Origin of the sequence: Sphingomonas sandaracina (genome assembly GCF_036663695.1) — a bacterium.
Classification (GTDB): domain Bacteria; phylum Pseudomonadota; class Alphaproteobacteria; order Sphingomonadales; family Sphingomonadaceae; genus Sphingomonas.
On sequence record NZ_JAXOJK010000004.1, the window covers coordinates 382022 to 400181 of the forward strand.

Genomic DNA, 18160 nt, shown 5'->3' on the forward strand with positions numbered 1-18160 from the left:
GGGTGGGGGGCGGCCACGAACGGTACCGCCCGGAACAGCCCCTCACCCAACCCTCTCCCCAGAGGGGAGAGGGCTATCAGAGCGGCGACCATGCGACCGGCTCTTCGCCCTCCGCCAGTTCCTTCGGCGCACCTGGAGCAGGCCCGATCGCACCGATCAGCTTGTCGAGTACCGCCTCGATGCCGGCACCGCTCGCGCCCGAAATCGCCATCACCTCGGCACCGCTGGCTTCCGCCAGTTCCGCCGACAGCGCCGCGATCAGTTCGGCATCGAGCATGTCGATCTTGTTCAGCGCGACGATGACGTTCTTGTCGGTCAGGCCCTCGCCATAATTCTCCAGCTCGTCGCGCACGATCCGGTACGATTCGGCAACGTCCGCGTCGTTCGCATCGACCAGATGCAGGAGTACCCGGCACCGCTCGATATGACCCAGGAACCGGTCGCCGATGCCGGCACCTTCGGCAGCACCCTGGATCAGCCCCGGAATATCCGCGACCACGAACTCGCGCTGCTTGTGCCGCACCACGCCCAGTTGCGGCCGCGTCGTCGTGAAGGCGTATTCGCCGACCTTGGCCTGTGCGTTCGTGACTTGGTTGATGAAGGTCGACTTACCCGCATTCGGCAGGCCGACGAGGCCCGCATCGGCGAGCAGCTTCAGCCGCAGCCAGACCCACGCCTCGCCGAATGGCCAGCCGGTGCCGTGCTGGCGCGGGGTACGGTTGGTCGAGGTCTTGTAGCTGGCGTTACCGCGCCCGCCATCACCTCCGCGGAACAGCACTTCGCGCTGGCCGACTTCGGTGAAATCGATCAACACCTCTTCCTTGTCCTCCGATAGCACCTGCGTGCCGAGCGGGACGCGGATCACGAGGTCCTCGCCGCCGGCACCGGTCCGGTTCGACCCCGACCCGCCCGAGCCGCGCGGCGCGCGGAAATGCTGCGTGTAGCGGAAGTCGATCAGCGTGTTCAGGCCGGCGATGCATTCGAACACGATGTCGCCGCCCTTGCCGCCATTGCCGCCGTCGGGGCCGCCATATTCGATATATTTCTCGCGGCGGAAGCTGACGGCACCGGGGCCGCCTTCACCCGAACGTACGTAGATCTTGGCTTGGTCTAGAAAATGCATCGCCGCCCCATAGCGAAATTGGCGAAAATCTCCACCCTCTGCGATTCGGGGCGCTCAGCACGGAATGGGGGCGCCCGCATCCTTGCTGGCGAGCAACGCGTCGAGCGCCAGTTCGCGCGCCTTGCCGACCGGCAGTCCCAGCGCACGCGCCATCGGCGCCCCCATCAGCGCATCGCCAAGCGCCATCAGCACCAGCGTCAACGTCTGTTCCTGGATCGGCCGCGTCCCGGGCAGTTCACCGCCCGCAAGTTCGTCGACCAAGTCATGGATTGCCGCCATGATCGGGTCGAGCGCGTCGGTATTGCCCGACAGGATCATCCAGCTCGCCAGCGCGCCCGCGCCCCCCTTGCCGAACGCGTCGAAGGTCATCTCCACCACTTCGCGGGGATCGAGCTCGCCAGCCCGTACGCGCAAGACGGCGGCGCCGATCGTGCCGACGATGTCCGCCGCCATGCGCGTGATCAGGGCGGTATGCAGCGCCTCCGCCGATCCGAAATGATGGAGAAGATTGGCATGCGTACGCCCGATCCGGCCCGCAACCGCCTTCAACGTGACCGCGCTCGGACCGCTTTCGACGAGCAGGGCGCGTGCGGCCTCGACGGCGGCCTCGCGCGATTCGGTGGGGGAGAGGCGCTTGCGGGGTGTTGACGTCACGGACAGGAAAACCTATTTACATCGATGTAAGTAACGAGCATTCACCCCCTGTTTGGAGGTTTCCGTGGCGAAAGCAACCACGCCTGCCGATCTGACGATCACCCCGCGCGACCGCCGTTTCGGCCGGGGCGCCGATATCCGTCGCTGGTGGCTGAACGACGATCCCGTGGCGACCGCGTTCTACAATGCGCTGTCGGTGACGTTTCCGAAGGGCGAGGGCTATTTCGTCGACAGCGTGCGCAAGTTCCGCGAGGGCACGCCGGCCAAGCTGCACGGCGAGATCAATGCCTTCATCAAGCAGGAGGTGATCCACACGCGCGAACATGTCGCGTTCAACCGCCACGTCACCGACCAAGGCTATGACGTCGCGCCGTTGATCGTCGACGTCGACGCGGCATTGGCGTTGACCAAGGGGCGGCCCGAGATCGCCAGCCTGGCGGCGACGACCGCGCTCGAGCATTTTACCGCGTTGCTGGCGCACGAGCTGATCGCGAACCCGAAGCATCTGGCAGGGGGTGACCAGCAGGCGGCGGCGCTGTGGCTCTGGCATGCGGCCGAGGAGATCGAGCACAAGGGCGTTGCCTACGATACGTGGCTGCACGCGACTCGGGACTGGCCGCGCTTCACGCGGTGGCGGGTGAAGTCGCTCGTGATGCTGATCACGACGTGGCGGTTCTTCACCGGGCGTGCGCGGGGGATGGCGGAACTGCTGCGGCAGGACGGGCTGACCGGGCCTCGCGTGTGGGCACGGATGGCGTGGTACGCGTTCGGCAATCCGGGAATGGCGCGCAAGATCGCGGGCGTTTGGGCAGCGTATTTCCTGCCGGGGTTCCACCCGTGGAAGCACGACGACCGCGCGCTGATCGGCTTGGCGGAGAGCGAGTATGAGGCGGCGGTGCTGCCGGTGGCCAAGCGGGTGGCGGCGGTGGCGGTGGCCTAAACCTTCTCCCGTCATCCTGACGAAAGTCAGGATCCAGAGCCATCAACGACCGCGCCCGTTACCCTGGATCCTGACTTTCGTCAGGATGACGGCGGTATGGGAAACATGACCTGCAGACCGCCATCTCAACATAGACCCCACCCCGGCGAAGGCCGGGGCCCAATTGGGGAACGTTGCTAACGAAGGACATCGCCTCGTTACTGCGACCTATCCAATTGGGCCCCGGCCTTCGCCGGGGTGGTGTGATTATGCGATGATGGTCCCGCGGCTCACGCCGCCAAAGGCATCGGCGCACATCGATCGTCGTCCAGATCCAGCTCGAACATCACCGCCGGCGCTTCACCACCACGCCCACGCGACGTCCTGGGCTCGACCCGCCCCGTCGGCCGAAACCCGAGCTTCGCCAGCACGCGCCCCGAGGCCGGATTGTCGACGAAGTGCGACGCCGTGAGGCGGCGTATCCCGAGCGCGTGGCGCGCCATCGCGATCACCGCCTGGCCTGCCTCGGTCGCATAGCCGCGACCCCATGCCTCGGGCGTCAGCCAATAGCCGAGGTTCGCCGAACCATCATGGACATCGCTGACACCGATCCCGCCGACGAGTCGCGGTGCACCGGCTTCCATCGTCTCGATCAGGAAGCGCGGCTCATGCCCGCCGCGCGGCTGCGCCAGAAACGCCTCGGCGTCGGCCAGCGCATAGGGCCACGGCACCCGGCCCAGCTTGGCGACCACGCTTTCATGGCCGATCGCACGGCTCAAGGCGGGGGCATCTTCCGGCCAACCTGGCCGCAACGTCAGTCTCTTGGTGCGCGCGAACACAGGCTCTCTCCTTCACGCATCGCGCCTGACGCCGTGCCATGTCCGGATGACAGGGCGGCGACAGGCGAAGGGGAGGGAGCAATAAAAAAGGGAGCCGGGGTGACCCGTCTCCCTTGTTCAGGTTCGCTTGCGCGAGCCCGGGTCACCCTGGTGGGCAACCCGGATGGTTACCCGATGTTATTCGGCTGCTACCGGCATTTCGGCCGTGTCGTTCGCTGCCAGCTCGACCGAGCAGAACTTGCGGCCAAGTTTGCCTTGGCTGAACACGACGCGGCCATCGACCAGCGCGAACAGCGTGTGGTCGGTACCGATGCCGACGTTCGTGCCCGGGTAGAACTTCGTCCCGCGCTGACGCACGAGGATGTTGCCGGCGACGCACGCCTGGCCACCGAACTTCTTTACGCCGAGACGACGACCGGCTGAATCGCGACCATTGCGCGAAGAGCCGCCTGCTTTCTTATGTGCCATCTGAAGCTACTCCTTATGCCTGAGCGGCCGGGGCGGTTTCGCCCTCGTTGCGCGCCGAGTTCGCCTGGGCAGTCTGGCCGCCGACCGACACGATCTTCAGGATCGTGTGCTGCTGGCGATGGCCGTTCTTACGACGATAGTTGTGACGACGACGCTTCTTGAAGACGATGACCTTGTCCGCCTTCGCCTGAGCGATGATCTCTGCGGCGACGGTGAAGCCTTCGACCGAGCGCAGCTCCGAGCCTTCGCCCGCCAGCAGCACATCACCCAGCGTCACCGACGCACCTGCATCGCCCTCGATCTTCTCGACGACGATCTTATCTCCGGCGGCGACGCGATACTGCTTGCCGCCCGTGCGCACGACTGCGAACATGGCCCTTGTCACTTTCCAAATACATGTACCCCACGGACGCAGGGTCCGCCGGGAGAAGCCGGGCAGCTAAGCGAGGGGGGGAGAGTTGTCAACCGCGAAGGGGCGGGGGACGGTAGTTTTGGCGAGTGTAATCGCCGCTACCCCTGCGTCACCCCGGACTTGTTCCGGGGTCCACCGTGCCGCGCATCAATCGTCGATGATCAAGCGGAAGGGTGGATGCCGGAACAAGCCCGGCATGACGAAAGCGATTCGCCTCTAGTGCCGGTGAACCTGGCGCAGCGCGTACCGGCCATCGGCATAGTCGCTGAACAAACCCGAGATCGCCGGATGGTCGACCGGCTCGTCGCTATCGTCCGGCACCAGATTCTGCTGGCTGACATACGCGACGTAGCTCGACTCCATATTCTCGGCGAGCAGGTGGTAGAAGGGCTGATCCTTGCGCGGCCGGATGTCCTCGGGAATTGCCGCATACCATTCGTCGCTGTTCGCGAAGACCGGATCGACGTCGAAGATCACCCCGCGAAAATCGAACAACCGGTGCCGCACGACGTCGCCGATCGAAAAGTTCGCATGCGAGATCGGCGGTGCGATCACCTCGGTCGGGATCAGCGGGTTCGTGATATCGTGAGCGATACTGTCGTGTCGGGGCATATGCGTCAATTTAGGGTCTGTTTTGCGCCGCACAAGGAAAACGCGGCGGGCGGTGCCGGTAACCTCGAAATCCGCTTGCGTCCCCAAGGGCACTTCATTAGAGGCCGCGCTTCGACCGATCGGAGGGACTGTTCGCAGCGCCTTGGATGACCTGCGGAGAGGTGGCAGAGTGGTCGAATGTACCGCACTCGAAATGCGGCGTACCCGCGAGGGTACCGTGGGTTCGAATCCCACCCTCTCCGCCAATTTTCAGACACGTTTTGTGATACCTGCAAAGCCTTGATTACAAGGCTTTGTCGCATGTTTGCTCCAACATTCGCGACATTACGGCAGAAGTCCTCGCGGCCCGTGAAGGGGCATAGCTACTGCGACCGTCACCGCGTTGCCGCCCCGCCTTGGGCGCACAACTGGTCCGCCGAGACCTGCCCTGCGCCGCGCTTTCAGTCCGCGGATCGCCGTCTTCGTGGGACGCGTAGGGCATCTCTCAGTGACGGCATCGACCGAGCTACGGTCGATGCCGTTTCCATCAGAAACGCCGGCGGATCGTGCCGAACACCTGGCGGGGCGAACCCGCCTGCATCGTGTTGTTGAGTGATGCCGCGGTGTTGAAAAACTGGCCCGAACCCAGTGCCGCGATATATTTCTCGTCGGTGAGGTTTACCGCGTTCACCTGTAGCTCGACGCCCGCGAAGCTGCTGTTCGTCGGGAAGCGATAGCCGATCGCGGCATCGAACAGCGTATAGCCCTTGACGCTCACGTCGCCGGTATAGGTCACGTTGCGCCGCGACGTGTACGCGCCGGCGACGTTGCCGAAGAACATACCGTCGTCGTAATTGATCTCACCCTTGGCGAGGTGTGCGGGCGTATCGACGGTGCGCACGCCCCTGGTCGCGACGAAGGCGGCGCCGTTGACGGTGTCGTCGTCATAGGTGCTGTCGTTGTACGAGTAGGACGCGATCAGCGCGAGCGGGCGGGCGACCTGATAGGTCGCGCCCACCTCGACGCCGCGGCTGGTCACGCTGCCGACATTCTGCAGGATGCTCGGATTGCCCAGGATATTCGCGCCGCTGAACGCCGCGAGCAGTCGGTTCTTGAACTTCACGTCATACGCCGCGACCACGCCGCGCAGCTTGCCGAGATCGAAGCGCCAGCCGCCCTCGATCGTGCGCGACGTCTCCGGCTTCAGCGTGTCGCGGATCGCCTCGAACCCGGCCTGCGTCGTGCCGAACGGGCCGCGGAACGAGCTGATATAGGCGCGCATGTTCTCGGCATAATTGGCGAAGAATTCCTGCCGGCCGAGCTTGTAGGTCGCGCCGACCTGCGGCTGGAACCAGTCCTTGGCGGCGATGTCGCCATTGATGAACGGAGTCCCGAACGTCGTCGTGATGCCGTTGGCGACGCGCGTACCCTTGAACCCGCCGGCGATCGTCAACGCGTCGAGGATCTTCCAGCTGTCGCTGACGAAATACTGGTTCGTGACGGTGGTCAGGTCGGTCAGAAAGTCGCTGCGGAAAGGGTTCGACAGGAAGTCGGTGACGTCGGGGCGGTTGGTGAGGCTCGCCGCGTAATAGTTGCGGTCGGTGCTCGCGCGGTTGTCCTCGTGCCAGTAGCCGATCTGGATCGTGTGATCGCCTAGCCGCGCGGTCGCGTTGGCAATGCCGCCGTCACGCTTGATGCCATATTCCGTCGTACGCACCGACAGCGCGAAGCCGTCGGGCGAGAATACCGCCGGCGTGTAGATACCGCCGCTGCCCTTGTCGTAATGATGATAATAGGTCGCGGTCGCGTCGAGCCAATCGGCGACCGGCATGTCGAGCGTCAGCGCGCCCAGCCAGTCGCGGCGCACCCCCCCACTGTCGTAATAGGTGTCGTTGACGTTGGTGTACGGCGTCGGGAACACCACGCCAGCGGTCGGGAAGGGCAGCGCGCGATTGGCGGCGCGCGCGGTCTGGTTCGCGCTGACCTGCGACAACAGGATCGCGGTGGCGTAATCGGGCCGCAGGAAATCGAGCCCGTAGCCGATCCGGTCGAGCGTCGCGGGCGACAGATCGGCGTAATTGCGCTCCTTGTGGAGCGAATAATTGAGCCAGCCGGTCAGCGTCGCGTCGCCCAGGGTCTGGACGATCTTCCCGTTGATCTTGGCATCCGACTGGTTGCCGTATCCCTTCCACTTGCTGGCGTCGTGGATCACGCCGGAGACCGACAGCTTCGTGCCGGTCGAAAGCGCACCGCTGTCGAGCCGGCCGTACAAGTGCACGGTATCGTACATGCCGTACGTCAGCGCGACCTCGCCGCCCAACACGTCGGACGGCGCGCGCGACACGAACTCCAGATTACCGCCGAGATTGCTGGTGGAGGCGATGCCGAGCGAACCCGCGCCCTGGGACACGTCGACACGCGCGATGTTTTCGGCGGCGATCGCGCGGCTGACGTGCAGCCCGTTATGACCGTTGTAGAACATGTCGCCCAGCGGCACGCCGTCGAGCGTGTAGCCCATCTGGCTCTGATTGAACCCGCGAACCGACAGGCGCGTGCCGAGTTCGTAGCTGCCGAACGGGTCCGAACTCTGCAGCGCGACGCCGGGCAGGCGGGCGACGGCCTTCAGCGGCGAGCTGCCGGGCGGCAGGATCTCGATCGCCTTGCGCGACACGGTCTGCTCCTGGCGGACCTTGCCGGTGCCGTAGACGACGATCTCGCCATCGATGTTGGGGGCGCTCTGGCCCGCGCTTTGGCCCGTGCTCGGGGGCGTGCTGCCGTCCTGGGACGTCGGCGTCGTCGTCTGCGCGAGCGCCGGACCAGTGATGGCCAGCATCGCGCTCGCCGAGGCGAGCAGAAGCGTCTTCGAAATCATGGGGTCCCACCTGTCGATATCATGGAGGCGTGCTGCTCGGGCAGCGTTCGTTGCGGCCCGACTAGGGACGCTTGGGGGCTGTTTGATTACGGCCGGGCTACGAATTTGTGACGTTTCGCAAAGCGTCATCGGATGGTCATGCCGGCGGGCTAGCCGGCACCATGATCGGTCCGGATATCCTGTGGCATCGTCGCGCCGTGCTCGGTGCGATGGCTGCGCTCGCCGCGACGCCGTCGAACGCCATCGATGTCGGCGCGCGTAGCGATGCGGATCCGTTTGCGCTCGGCGTCGCGAGCGGGGACCCCGACACCGATGGTTTCGTGCTGTGGACCCGCCTGGTCGGCGCACGCGGGCTGCCGTTGCAGGCGAAGGCGATCGCGGTGCGCTACGAGATCGCCGTCGATCCGCAGTTTCGCCGCATCGTCCGGACGGGGGCGGGGGCAGCGCATCCCGAGCGGGCGCATGCGGTGCATGTCGAGATCGCCGGACTGCCGGCAGGACGACCCTATTGGTATCGCTTTCATGCATTGGGTGCGACGAGCCCGGTGGGGCGGGCGGCGACCGTGCCGCGCGTCGCCGATCGTCTCCGCGTGGCCATGACGTCGTGTCAGCATTGGGAACAGGCGCATTTCGGCGTGTACCGCGATATCGTCGCCGCCGAGCCCGACCTGATCCTCCAACTCGGCGACTATATCTACGAACAGAGCTATCCCGATCTGCCGCGCGTGCGCGATTTCGGCGCACCCGAGCCGCGCGATCTGGAGGGCTATCGCCAGCGTCATGCGCTCTACAAGACCGATCCCGACCTTCAGGCGGCGCATCGGGCCTGTCCCTGGGTCGTGACATGGGACGACCACGAGGTGTCGAACGACTATGCCGGCCTCGCCAATCGCGCCGGGCTGCCGCCGGCGCTGTTCGCGCGGCGTCGGGCGGCGGCGTACCAGGCCTATTTCGAACATATGCCGATCCGCCCCAGCCTGTGGCGTGGTCGTGCCGCACCACGCCTGTATCGCGCGGTCGACTGGGCGGACCTCGCATCGCTGTCGGTGCTGGATACCCGCCAATATCGCAGCACGCCGCCCTGTGCCGCACCGAACGTCGCGCGCAACGTGCGGCTCGATGCGTGTGGACAGGCTGCGGCACCGTCTCGCACGATCATGGGCGACACGCAGGAGCGCTGGCTATCCGACCGCCTTGCGGGCGAGACGCGTCCCTGGACGCTCGTCGCGCAACAGGTATTCTTCGCGCCGCTGTGGCTCGACGGCGCGCGCCGGTCGACCTTCAGCGATCAATGGGATGGCTATGCCGCCAACCGCGACCTTGTGCTTCACGCGATGACGCGCCCGGCGGTGCGCAATCCGATCGTCCTGAGCGGCGACGTCCATTCCTTCTGGGTCAATGATCTCGACGGCCCAGACGGGGCGGCAATCGGCAGCGAGATCGTTACGTCGGCACTCGGCGCGGCGTCGCCGCCCACCGGGCGGTTCGGCGACGTCGATCGCAACAATCCGCACATCCGCTTCCACGATGTCGAGCAGGCCGGCTGGGTGAAGCTGGATATCGACCGCTCGGCGCTGCGTGCCGATCTGCGGATGATCGTCGACCGCGGCGACGCAGGCAGCGCCGTGCGATCGTTGGGCGCGTTCACGACGCAGTCCGGCTCGCGCAGGATGGAAAGGGATTGATGGCCGCACGGGGGCGGCGGTAGGACTGTTCGGCTGTATACTGGATATGAAAGCGAGCGGCGATGTCCGAGACTGGGTCTGGGATTGGGTCTATCTTCGCAAGGGCGGACGCATGACGACAAGCAGTATCCTGTCCGCCCGGCTCGACCGACTGCCAGCGACGCGGACGGTGTGGACGATCGTCGGGCTGCTGAGCCTGGCGTTCTTCTTCGAACTCTACGACATGCTGCTGTCGGGCTATATCGCACCGGGCCTGGTACGCGGCGGCATCTTCACCACGACGACGGCGGGCGTGTTCGGCACCCAGGGCGTCGCCGCGTTCATCGCGGCGTTGTTCGCCGGTTTGACGGTCGGCACGTTGATCGCGGGCGCCTTCAACGATCGGTTCGGTCGGCGCGCGGTCTTTACCTGGGCCTTGCTGGGCTACACGGCGGCGTCGGTGGCGATGGCGTTCCAGCACAGTGCGACGGCGATCAACGCGTTCCGCTTTTGCGCCGGGATCGGGCTGGGCGTCGAGATGATCACGATCGACACCTATATCTGCGAACTCGTCCCTAGCCATGTCCGCGGGCGGGCGATCGCCCTCAGCCAGGCGATCGGTTTCATCGCGGTCCCGGTCGTCGCCGTGCTGTCGTGGATACTGGTCCCGCTCTCTCCGCTCGGCCTTGACGGCTGGCGATGGGTCGTCCTGATCGGCGCGACCAGCGCGATCGCGGTCTGGTATATCCGCCGCCGCCTGCCGGAGAGCCCGCGCTGGCTGGCGCAAAAGGGGCGCTTCGCCGAGGCCGAGGCGATCGTCGCAGCGCTCGAACGGCGCGTCGAGCAGGAGCACGGCGCACCGCTTCCTCCCCCGTCCGCCGACCGACCGTCGGTCGAGCGCGGCCGGTTCGGCGAGATGTTTCGCCCGCCCTATCGCCGCCGGACGACCATGATGATCGTGTTCAATATCTGCCAAACCATCGGCTATTACGGATTCACGAACTGGGTCCCCACGTTGCTGATCGAGCACGGTATCTCCGTGACGAAGAGCATGGCCTACACCGCGATCATCGCGCTCTCCGCCCCGGTCGGCCCGATGCTGGGCCTTGCGATCGGCGATCGGTTCGAACGCAAATGGATCATCGTGGCCGCCGCCGCGACGGTGGTGCTGGCGGGCGGAGTCTTCGCGGCCGCGACGAGCGCCGCATTGCTGATCCTGATGGGTATCGTGCTGACCGTCGCGGGCAACACTATTTCATTTGCGTATCACGCCTATCAGGCCGAGATTTTCCCGACACGGATCCGCGCCAAGGCGATCGGCTTCGTTTACGCCTTCAGTCGAATGTCGGCGATGATCAACGCGTTCCTGATCGCCTTCGTGTTGCGCCAGGGCGGCGTCGCCAGCGTGTTCGGTTTCATCGGCGCTGCGTACCTGATCGCGATCGTCGCGATCGGCGTGTTCGGACCCCGGACGGCCAATCGGTCGCTGGAAGAGATTGCTGCATGACGATATCGCGCGGCGCAGTCCGTCGATCGTTGGCAGACGCGCGACCGGCTCGCTCGGCGCCAGGCGTCTATTCGAGGACAGTTGAATGATCGATGCCACCTTTGCACTTTCGGCCGTTCTGGCTGCCGCAAGCCCGTCGTCCGGTGCGGCGGCGTCACCCTCGCATCCATGGCCGGGCGACAGGCTCGGCAGGGCCGAGAGCCTTGCTGCGCTGCAGTCGCTCGAACTCATGCTGCTGACGCGGGACAGTGCGACATTGGCGCTCGACGACTGGTGCGCCGATCATCACATCGACGCGCCGGGCAGCAAGATCGTCGCCGATCGCGACCGGACGATCACGAAGACGCCCACCGCCGATCAACGCCGCCGCTTGGGCGTTACCGATGACGAGCCGATCCGCTATCGTCGGGTCCGGCTGCGCTGTGGTTCGCACGTCCTGTCGGAAGCCGATAACTGGTATGTCCCGTCGCGCCTGACGCCGGAGATGAATGCCGCGCTCGAGAATAGCGACACGCCGTTCGGGCGCGTGGTGCAACCGCTCCGCTTCCGCCGTCAGACGCTGTCGGCACGGCTGTTGTGGTCGCCACTGCCGACCGGCTGGGATACCGGTGCGCCTATCCAGGACGGACCGGCGACGCTCGCCATACCACCCTACGTCATCGAGAATCGCGCGCTCCTCATCACCGCGGCGGGAACGCCGTTCAGCGAGGTGGTCGAAACCTACACGCGCAACGTGCTCGATTTCGCGCCTCCACCGGTGAGCAGCGCATGCGGGGAGGCGCGGTGCAGCCGCAAGCCCTCCGCAATTGGCCACGCCCGGACGCACGACGGCGTGTGACTGTCCCCGTCGTGTAAGATTACCGGTCTAGGCGGCGCAACATGGCTTCTGGAGCATGTGTTGAGCTGGCTGCGGGATATCGATCGGTGGTTTCTGGCAGAGGTGCTGCCGCATGCGGCCGCCTATCGGGCGAAGGCGGCGTATTTGTGCGGCCGCGATAATGCCGAGGATCTGGTCCAGGACGCCTATGCGCGGATCCTGAAGACGCCGGATTACCGCGCGATCGTCACGCCACGCGGCTTCGTCCTGACGATCGTCCACAATCTTGCGCTCGAACGATTGCGACGGGCGAACGTGGTGCGGATCGACGCGTTCGCCTCGCTCGATCTGCTGGGGGTCGCGGACCCTGCGCCGGATGCCTTTGCGATCGCCTCCGGGCGATCCGAATTGCAACGCCTGCTCGACCTGATCGACGCGCTGCCCGCGCAATGCTCGCGCGTGTTGCATATGCGCAAGGTGCAGGGGATGCCGCCGGGGGACATCGCCGAAGCGCTTTGCATATCGCTCTCGACCGTGGAAAAGCATATCGCTAAGGGGCTGGCCCTCATCACGAAAGCCCGGCGCGCTAGCGAAGCCCAGGGGGAGGAAGCGTGTCCGGCCGTTCCGACATCCCGCAACGTCATGCCGACCTGACCGACCAGGCTGCCGGCTGGCTTGCCGCGCTCGACGCGGGATCGGCGGATGTCGCGGCGTTCGAGGCGTGGCGCGCCGCCGATATTCGCCATGCCGTAGCCTTTGCCGAGGTGGCCGGTACGTGGCGCGATCTCGACGGTCTGCGCGGGGCGCAGGACGACAGGCGGGCGGCGCCCGAAACGCAATCCTCGCCGAAAGCCGTCACACGGCCAAACCGGCGTCAGATCCTGCGCGCCACCGGCTCGATCGTCGCCGTCGCGGCGGTTGGCGGCGGCATCGCCTACCGCGCTGCCGCGCGCGATATGGCGGAAACGCGGGTCGGCCAGCGTATGACGGTCGCGGTGACGCCCGGCATAGGGCTCGACCTCAATACCAATAGCCGGGTCTATTGGCGGACGGGTGCGCCTGTGCGGCTCTGGCTCGATCGCGGCGAGATCGCGCTGCGGCTCGCGGCAGACCAGCGCCTCCAGTTGCTGACGCCGGGAGGGCAGTTCCAACTTGATCCCGGCGCGTACAACGCGCGGCTACGCGGTGCGGGTTGCGAACTGGCCGTGCTGGCGGGCGGGATTTCCGATGGATCGACGATGCGCATCGGTTCGGGCGACGTCGCGCTCGTCACCGCGGGGCAGGTCAGTATTCAGGCGCGCGACGATCTCGGCGGCGTCAGCGCCTGGCAGCACGACACGCTGGTGCTGAGCGGCGAGAGCCTCGACTATGCGGTCGCGGAGATGAACCGGTATCTGCCGAACAAGATCGTGATCGGCGATCCTGCGCTGTCACGGCTCCGGGTGGGCGGCAGTTTCGCGACCACCCAGCCGGCGGAATTCCTGCGTGCGCTGCGCACTTCGTTCGGCATCCGCGCGACAGCAGGCCCATTTGGCGGGATAGTCCTGACCCGCGCGTAAAGTTTATTTTCGCGGTCGATAGCGGTTTGTCGGCGCTCATCCATCCCTGCACCGACACACGGTTCGATGCGGGGATTCCATGTTCAAGTTCTTGACGACGACGGCCATCGTGGCGGTGGGGATGACGATACCTGGTGCCGCCACCGCGCAGGTGCAGGCGGCCCGCGTCGATTTCGACATCAAGGCGTCCGACACCGCGACCGCCCTCAACGCGTTCGCCCGTCAGGCCGGTGTGCATGTCAGCTTTCCCTACGATGCCGTCGCCAACCGGCGTGCGGCAGCGTTGCGCGGTCGGTTCACGCGCGGCGAGGCGCTACGCCGTCTGATCGCGGGGCAGGGGCTGACGATCGCCGAGGAGACCCCCTCGATGATATCGCTGAAGGTCACTCCGGTCGAACCGCCGCAGGACGCCACCGACGCCGCGACCGTCAGCACCGCTGGGCAGGATATCGTCGTGCTGGGCCAGGGCCAGTCCCGCCAGGTGCAGACGGTTTCGGCCAAGGCGATGGCGAAACTGACCGGCGGCACGTCGCCGCTGCGCTCGCTCGGCAGGCTGCCGGGCGTGAACTTCGATTCCTCCGACGCGCACGGCACCTATGAAGCCGCGACGCAGCTGTCGATCCGCGGGTTCCTGACCGATCAGATGGGCTTCACGCTGGACGGCGTACCGCTCGGCAACATGCAGTACCGCAACAACAACGGCCTTTCGATCAACCGTGCGCTGCTCAGCGAGAATAACGGCGCCGCGACGCTGTCGCAGGGCAGCGGCGCGCTCGGCACCGCATCGACCAGCAATATCGGCGGCACGGTCGACTTCACCTCGATCGATCCGACCGACAGGTTCGGCGTGGATGTCGAGCAAAGCTATGGCAGCGCCAATTCGTGGCGCAGTTTCGGGCGGATCAACAGCGGCGACCTGCCGTGGGGCGGTCGGCTGGCGGTGTCGTACGCGCATGACCGGCAGGGCAAATGGCGCGGCTGGGGCAAGCAGGTGCAGGACCAGTTCAACGCGAAATACGTCCAGCCGCTTGGCGACGCGGTCAAGTCGACCACGTTCCTGAACCTGATCGACCGGCGCGAGGACGATTACAACGACGTCTCGCTCGCCCGCCTCAGGACCTATGGCTACAAGTTCGACAACATCCGCGATTTCGCTCTGGCCGAGCAACTCGCCACGATCACCCAGAACGGCGGCACCCCGCCGGCCCCGTTCGCAGCCTCCGACGACACGATCTATCAGGGCGGCGGCGTACGCCGCGATCTGCTGGCGTATGAAAAGCTCGATTATACGCTGGGGTCGCGGCTGTCGGGGTTCACCACCGGCTACATCCATCTCGACAAGGGCATCGGCACCTATGCGAGCCCGTACGACGCGACGCCCGCGGCGTTCGGCGGCTCGCCTATCGCGGTGTCGGCGCTGCGCTACGACATCAACCGGAAGGGCGTGATCTCGCGCCTCAAGTTCGACGCCGGCGATCACAAGATCGAGGGTGGTATCTGGTACGAACGCAATGCCTTCAACCAGGGGTCATATCTCTACGGCCTGCAAAAGGGCGTCGCGCCGAGCGAGTTCCAGAAGTTCTACACCAATCCGTTCAAGACCAATTTCTACAACGAATACGTCACGAACACCGTCCAGCTCGACATCAGCGACACGTGGCAGGCGACCAGCGCGCTGCGGCTGAACGCTGGCGTGAAGGGCGTGGTCTCGACCAACCGCGCGCACAGCGTCGTCAGCACCAAGCCGATCGACGGCTCGATCCAGGCGAAGAACTGGTTCCTGCCCACCGTCGGTGCGCTCTACACGCTGGACGGCAACAACGAGGTGTTCGCGGATTATACCCGCAACATGGCGGCGTTCGTCGCGTCGACCTCCAGCGGCCCGTTCTCGAGCAGCTCGCAGGCCGGGTTCGATTTCATCCGCAGTGGCCTGAAACCCGAAATGACCAACACGGTCGAGGCCGGCTACCGCTTCCACGACCGCGATCTGCAACTGTCGCTGACCGGCTATTACGTGAAGTTCTCCAACCGCCTGCTCGCCTCCTCGATCAGCGCGACCATCGTCGGCAACCAGAACGTGCTCCAGAACGTCGGCAGCGTCTCGTCGCGCGGCGTCGAGGCGGCGGCGAACTGGAAGTTCGCGCCCGGCTGGTCGCTTTATGGCAGCTATGCGTTTAACGACGCGACCTATGACGACGATGTCCAGCCGCTGGGCGGCGCGGTCGTCGCCACCAAGGGTAAGCAGGTCGTCGCGTCGCCGCGGAACGTCGGCAGTGCCGAGCTCAATTACGACGACGGCACGCTGTGGGGCGGGGTCAACGCGCATTACCGCAGCGCCCGCTATTACAGCTATCTCAACGACGCGAAGCTGCCCGGCGCGGTCAACGTCAACCTGTCGGCAGGCTATCGCTTCAGCCGCATGTTCGACGTCCAGTTCAACCTGACGAACGTGTTCGACAAGAAATACATCGCCTCGACTGGGACCGCCGGTTTCGTCACCTCCGATCCGAACGGCACCTACACGACGCTGCAGACCGCCGCGCCGCGCCAGGTGTTCGGCACGGTGCGCATCCACTTCTGACCGTTGCCGCGTAGCGGGAATGCCCCCTCTTCCTCCTGTCGACAGGTGCCCCATGGAACGCCGCAATCTCCTGAAGCTCGCGCTCGGCGCGCCGCTCGTCCCCTTGGCAGCGCGAGCCGGGGCGACCGAGCCGGACCGCGGCGGCGACAGCTTCAGCTTTGCCTTCGTGGGCGATTGCCACATTCGGCCGGAACTGGGCGCGGATCGTGCCTGCGCGCGGTGCTTCGAGCAGATATCCGCGTCACCCGTCGATTTCGTGATCCTGGGCGGCGATCATGTCGAGGATGCGCTCGAAGCGTCGCGGGCACGGGCGACGCTGCTGATGGATCTCTATCAGCGCACCGAACGCGCGCATCTGCGCAAGCCGATCCATCACGTCATCGGCAATCACGATTGCCTCGGCGTGTTTGCCAAAAGCGGCATCGATCCGTCCGCGCCCGATTACGGCAAGCAGTTCTACATCGATCGTTTCGGGCCGCGCTATTACGCGTTCGATCACAAGGGCGTGCATTTCGTCGTGCTGGATTCGATCGGCCTGACCGCCGACCGAAACTACGAGGGCCGCGTCGACGCCGTCCAACTGGCATGGCTGCGCACCGATCTCGCCGCGCAGCCGAAGGGCACGCGGATCGTCGCGGTGACGCACATTCCGCTCGTCACGGCGATGCAATGCTACGAGCCGGAGTCCTGGCTCGCGACCCCGCACAACTGGACCTTCGTCGTGAACGGTCGGGAGGTGCTGCGCATCCTGCGTGACCATGGCGTCTTGGCGGTGCTGCAGGCGCATAGCCATGTCTACGAACGGATCGAACTCGACGGGATATCCTTCATCACCACGGGTGCCGTCGCCGGTGCCGACTGGCGCGGATCGTTCCTCGGCACGCCGGAGGGGTACACCGACATCACGATTTCCGGCCGCCATGTAGAGAGCCGGTACCGGACCTATGGTTTCACGAGCGTCGACCGGCAGGATGTGCCGATCTGAGCCTGACAGGCGAAAGACTGCGCTTTGCATGGTAAGCCGGCCGCTGATCCGACAAGCAGGGCCGACCATGAACTACCTCTTTCTTGCCATAGCGATCGTCTCCGAGGTGATCGGCACCACGTTCATGAAACAGTCCGAAGGTTTCACCAGGCTGGTGCCGAGCCTCGTCACCGCTGCAGCCTATGCGATCGCATTCTTCTGCCTTGCGCAAACGCTGAAGACGATCCCGACCGGCATCGCCTATGCGATCTGGTCGGGGACAGGCATCGTCCTAATCGCCACCATCGCGGCCGTATTCCACGGGCAGAAGCTCGACGTTCCCGCCATGATAGGGATGGCGCTTATCATCTGCGGGGTCGTCGTGATGAACGTCTTCTCCAAAGCGACAGGTCACTAAGCGAAGCAGAGAGGCGGACCCCGTTGCCCGCTTCCACGAACTGGCGACGTTCGAGATCGGGAAGCCGGGCGCCGCAAGCGGTCATGGCGTGGAGATGAACAAGTTGCTGAAGTCGGTGCGTGGCCGAACGCCAGCCCAAAGCGCGTCCCCGTACCGCGCTCACGCTGGCGCCCGCCGCACACCCGAAAGACCGGACGGTCCACTGGGATGCTGAGCTTGGCGCGCATTCTCGCGGGCCGGCAAATTATGCTGAGGCGATTGCACTCCACCGTGAGATCACCGTCAGAACCGAGCGGCCGCCGCTCTGTCTCGTGCCCTTCGTCGACGACCTATGGCTGGCCGATATGAGACAGGACGCCATCGCGATCGCCGAGGAGATCGTGGTGTGCTGAGCCGAACTCGCGCTTTGACGCTTGCGAGTCGATTACCCACGTCGCCTGCCGTCCCCAGCCCGTCATCCGAACGAAGGCCGAAACCAGTGTTCCGGGCGCAGAGGCACACGGTTCTCGGCCCTGACATCTGTCACGCTGCTCAGCCGATATTGGCAATGCGCAACGCCCGCAGAGTATTGCTGAAGTAAAGATATCGAGATGAACTGCGTTGAACAAGCAAACGCCCGGACCGTTGCCGATCCGGGCGCCTGCGTGACGATCGCTCGTCAGCCCCCATTTTTTCGCTCTCGCTCTTCGTCTTGCGACGGAGCGGAAAAGCAGTCCCCGAACCACGGCCGTTGCCTGTGTCTCAGCGAGTTTGTTGCTAGTTATGTCGGTGG

At 65.4% G+C, this 18160-nt stretch carries 17 protein-coding genes and 1 tRNA gene; 11 read left to right on the forward strand and 7 right to left on the reverse strand.

Annotated features, from left to right (window positions below; all coding sequences use genetic code 11):
• Window positions 1-76: 76 nt before the first annotated feature.
• Window positions 77-1123, reverse strand: coding sequence for a GTPase ObgE (obgE, locus tag U1707_RS14645; RefSeq protein WP_131587673.1), 1047 nt, complete (start codon window positions 1121-1123; stop codon window positions 77-79).
• Window positions 1124-1177: 54 nt separating this feature from the next.
• Window positions 1178-1777, reverse strand: coding sequence for a TetR/AcrR family transcriptional regulator (locus tag U1707_RS14650; RefSeq protein ID WP_332800800.1), 600 nt, complete (start codon window positions 1775-1777; stop codon window positions 1178-1180).
• Between the two features lie 64 nt (window positions 1778-1841).
• Here U1707_RS14650 and U1707_RS14655 point away from each other — a divergent pair, with 64 nt between their 5' ends.
• Window positions 1842-2717: a metal-dependent hydrolase gene (locus tag U1707_RS14655; protein WP_332800801.1), complete on the forward strand. Its 876-nt coding sequence runs from the start codon at window positions 1842-1844 to the stop codon at window positions 2715-2717.
• A 269-nt stretch (window positions 2718-2986) separates the two neighbouring features.
• On the opposite strand, the gene U1707_RS14660 is transcribed toward U1707_RS14655, so the two are convergent.
• From U1707_RS14660 to hspQ, 4 genes are all read right to left on the reverse strand, one after another.
• Window positions 2987-3535 (reverse strand): GNAT family N-acetyltransferase, encoded by a 549-nt coding sequence (locus U1707_RS14660; protein WP_332800802.1) that lies wholly within the window; start codon window positions 3533-3535, stop codon window positions 2987-2989.
• Between the two features lie 177 nt (window positions 3536-3712).
• A complete protein-coding gene (gene rpmA / locus U1707_RS14665) occupies window positions 3713-4003 on the reverse strand; it encodes a 50S ribosomal protein L27 (protein ID WP_132738101.1) in 291 nt (96 codons plus the stop codon).
• 13 nt (window positions 4004-4016) lie between these two features.
• Window positions 4017-4376 (reverse strand): 50S ribosomal protein L21, encoded by a 360-nt coding sequence (gene rplU, locus U1707_RS14670; protein WP_332800803.1) that lies wholly within the window; start codon window positions 4374-4376, stop codon window positions 4017-4019.
• A 255-nt stretch (window positions 4377-4631) separates the two neighbouring features.
• The gene (gene hspQ, locus U1707_RS14675; RefSeq protein WP_332800852.1) at window positions 4632-5027 is read right to left on the reverse strand and encodes a heat shock protein HspQ; all 396 of its coding nucleotides are present in this window, start codon (window positions 5025-5027) and stop codon (window positions 4632-4634) included.
• 155 nt (window positions 5028-5182) lie between these two features.
• Between hspQ and U1707_RS14680 the strand changes: the two genes are divergently transcribed.
• Window positions 5183-5272: transfer RNA gene (locus U1707_RS14680), tRNA-Ser, on the forward strand.
• Window positions 5273-5553: 281 nt separating this feature from the next.
• Here the strand turns inward: U1707_RS14680 and U1707_RS14685 are convergent.
• Window positions 5554-7878 (reverse strand): TonB-dependent receptor, encoded by a 2325-nt coding sequence (locus tag U1707_RS14685; protein ID WP_332800804.1) that lies wholly within the window; start codon window positions 7876-7878, stop codon window positions 5554-5556.
• Window positions 7879-7985: 107 nt separating this feature from the next.
• On the opposite strand from U1707_RS14685, the gene U1707_RS14690 reads away from it, so the two are divergent.
• The 9 genes from U1707_RS14690 to U1707_RS14730 all read left to right on the forward strand — a co-directional run bounded on the left by U1707_RS14690 (window position 7986) and on the right by U1707_RS14730 (window position 17780).
• Window positions 7986-9563: an alkaline phosphatase D family protein gene (locus U1707_RS14690; protein ID WP_332800805.1), complete on the forward strand. Its 1578-nt coding sequence runs from the start codon at window positions 7986-7988 to the stop codon at window positions 9561-9563.
• A gap of 112 nt (window positions 9564-9675) precedes the next feature.
• Window positions 9676-11049, forward strand: a complete 1374-nt coding sequence (locus tag U1707_RS14695; protein WP_332800806.1) for an MFS transporter — start codon at window positions 9676-9678, stop codon at window positions 11047-11049.
• An 85-nt stretch (window positions 11050-11134) separates the two neighbouring features.
• Window positions 11135-11887 carry a hypothetical protein gene (locus tag U1707_RS14700; protein ID WP_332800807.1) on the forward strand — a complete coding sequence of 251 codons (753 nt, stop codon included), beginning with the start codon at window positions 11135-11137 and terminating at the stop codon, window positions 11885-11887.
• 60 nt (window positions 11888-11947) lie between these two features.
• Window positions 11948-12520, forward strand: coding sequence for an RNA polymerase sigma factor (locus tag U1707_RS14705; RefSeq protein WP_443025705.1), 573 nt, complete (start codon window positions 11948-11950; stop codon window positions 12518-12520).
• The gene (locus tag U1707_RS14710; RefSeq protein ID WP_332800809.1) at window positions 12478-13425 is read left to right on the forward strand and encodes a FecR family protein; all 948 of its coding nucleotides are present in this window, start codon (window positions 12478-12480) and stop codon (window positions 13423-13425) included. Before U1707_RS14705 ends, U1707_RS14710 begins: the two co-directional genes overlap by 43 nt.
• A gap of 79 nt (window positions 13426-13504) precedes the next feature.
• The gene (locus tag U1707_RS14715; RefSeq protein ID WP_332800810.1) at window positions 13505-16006 is read left to right on the forward strand and encodes a TonB-dependent receptor; all 2502 of its coding nucleotides are present in this window, start codon (window positions 13505-13507) and stop codon (window positions 16004-16006) included.
• A gap of 52 nt (window positions 16007-16058) precedes the next feature.
• On the forward strand, window positions 16059-16991 hold the full coding sequence (locus U1707_RS14720) for a metallophosphoesterase family protein (protein ID WP_332800811.1): 933 nt from the start codon (window positions 16059-16061) through the stop codon (window positions 16989-16991).
• Window positions 16992-17058: 67 nt separating this feature from the next.
• Window positions 17059-17388 carry an SMR family transporter gene (locus tag U1707_RS14725; RefSeq protein WP_332800812.1) on the forward strand — a complete coding sequence of 110 codons (330 nt, stop codon included), beginning with the start codon at window positions 17059-17061 and terminating at the stop codon, window positions 17386-17388.
• A 119-nt stretch (window positions 17389-17507) separates the two neighbouring features.
• Window positions 17508-17780 carry a hypothetical protein gene (locus U1707_RS14730; RefSeq protein WP_332800813.1) on the forward strand — a complete coding sequence of 91 codons (273 nt, stop codon included), beginning with the start codon at window positions 17508-17510 and terminating at the stop codon, window positions 17778-17780.
• The last annotated feature ends 380 nt before the right edge of the window (window positions 17781-18160 follow it).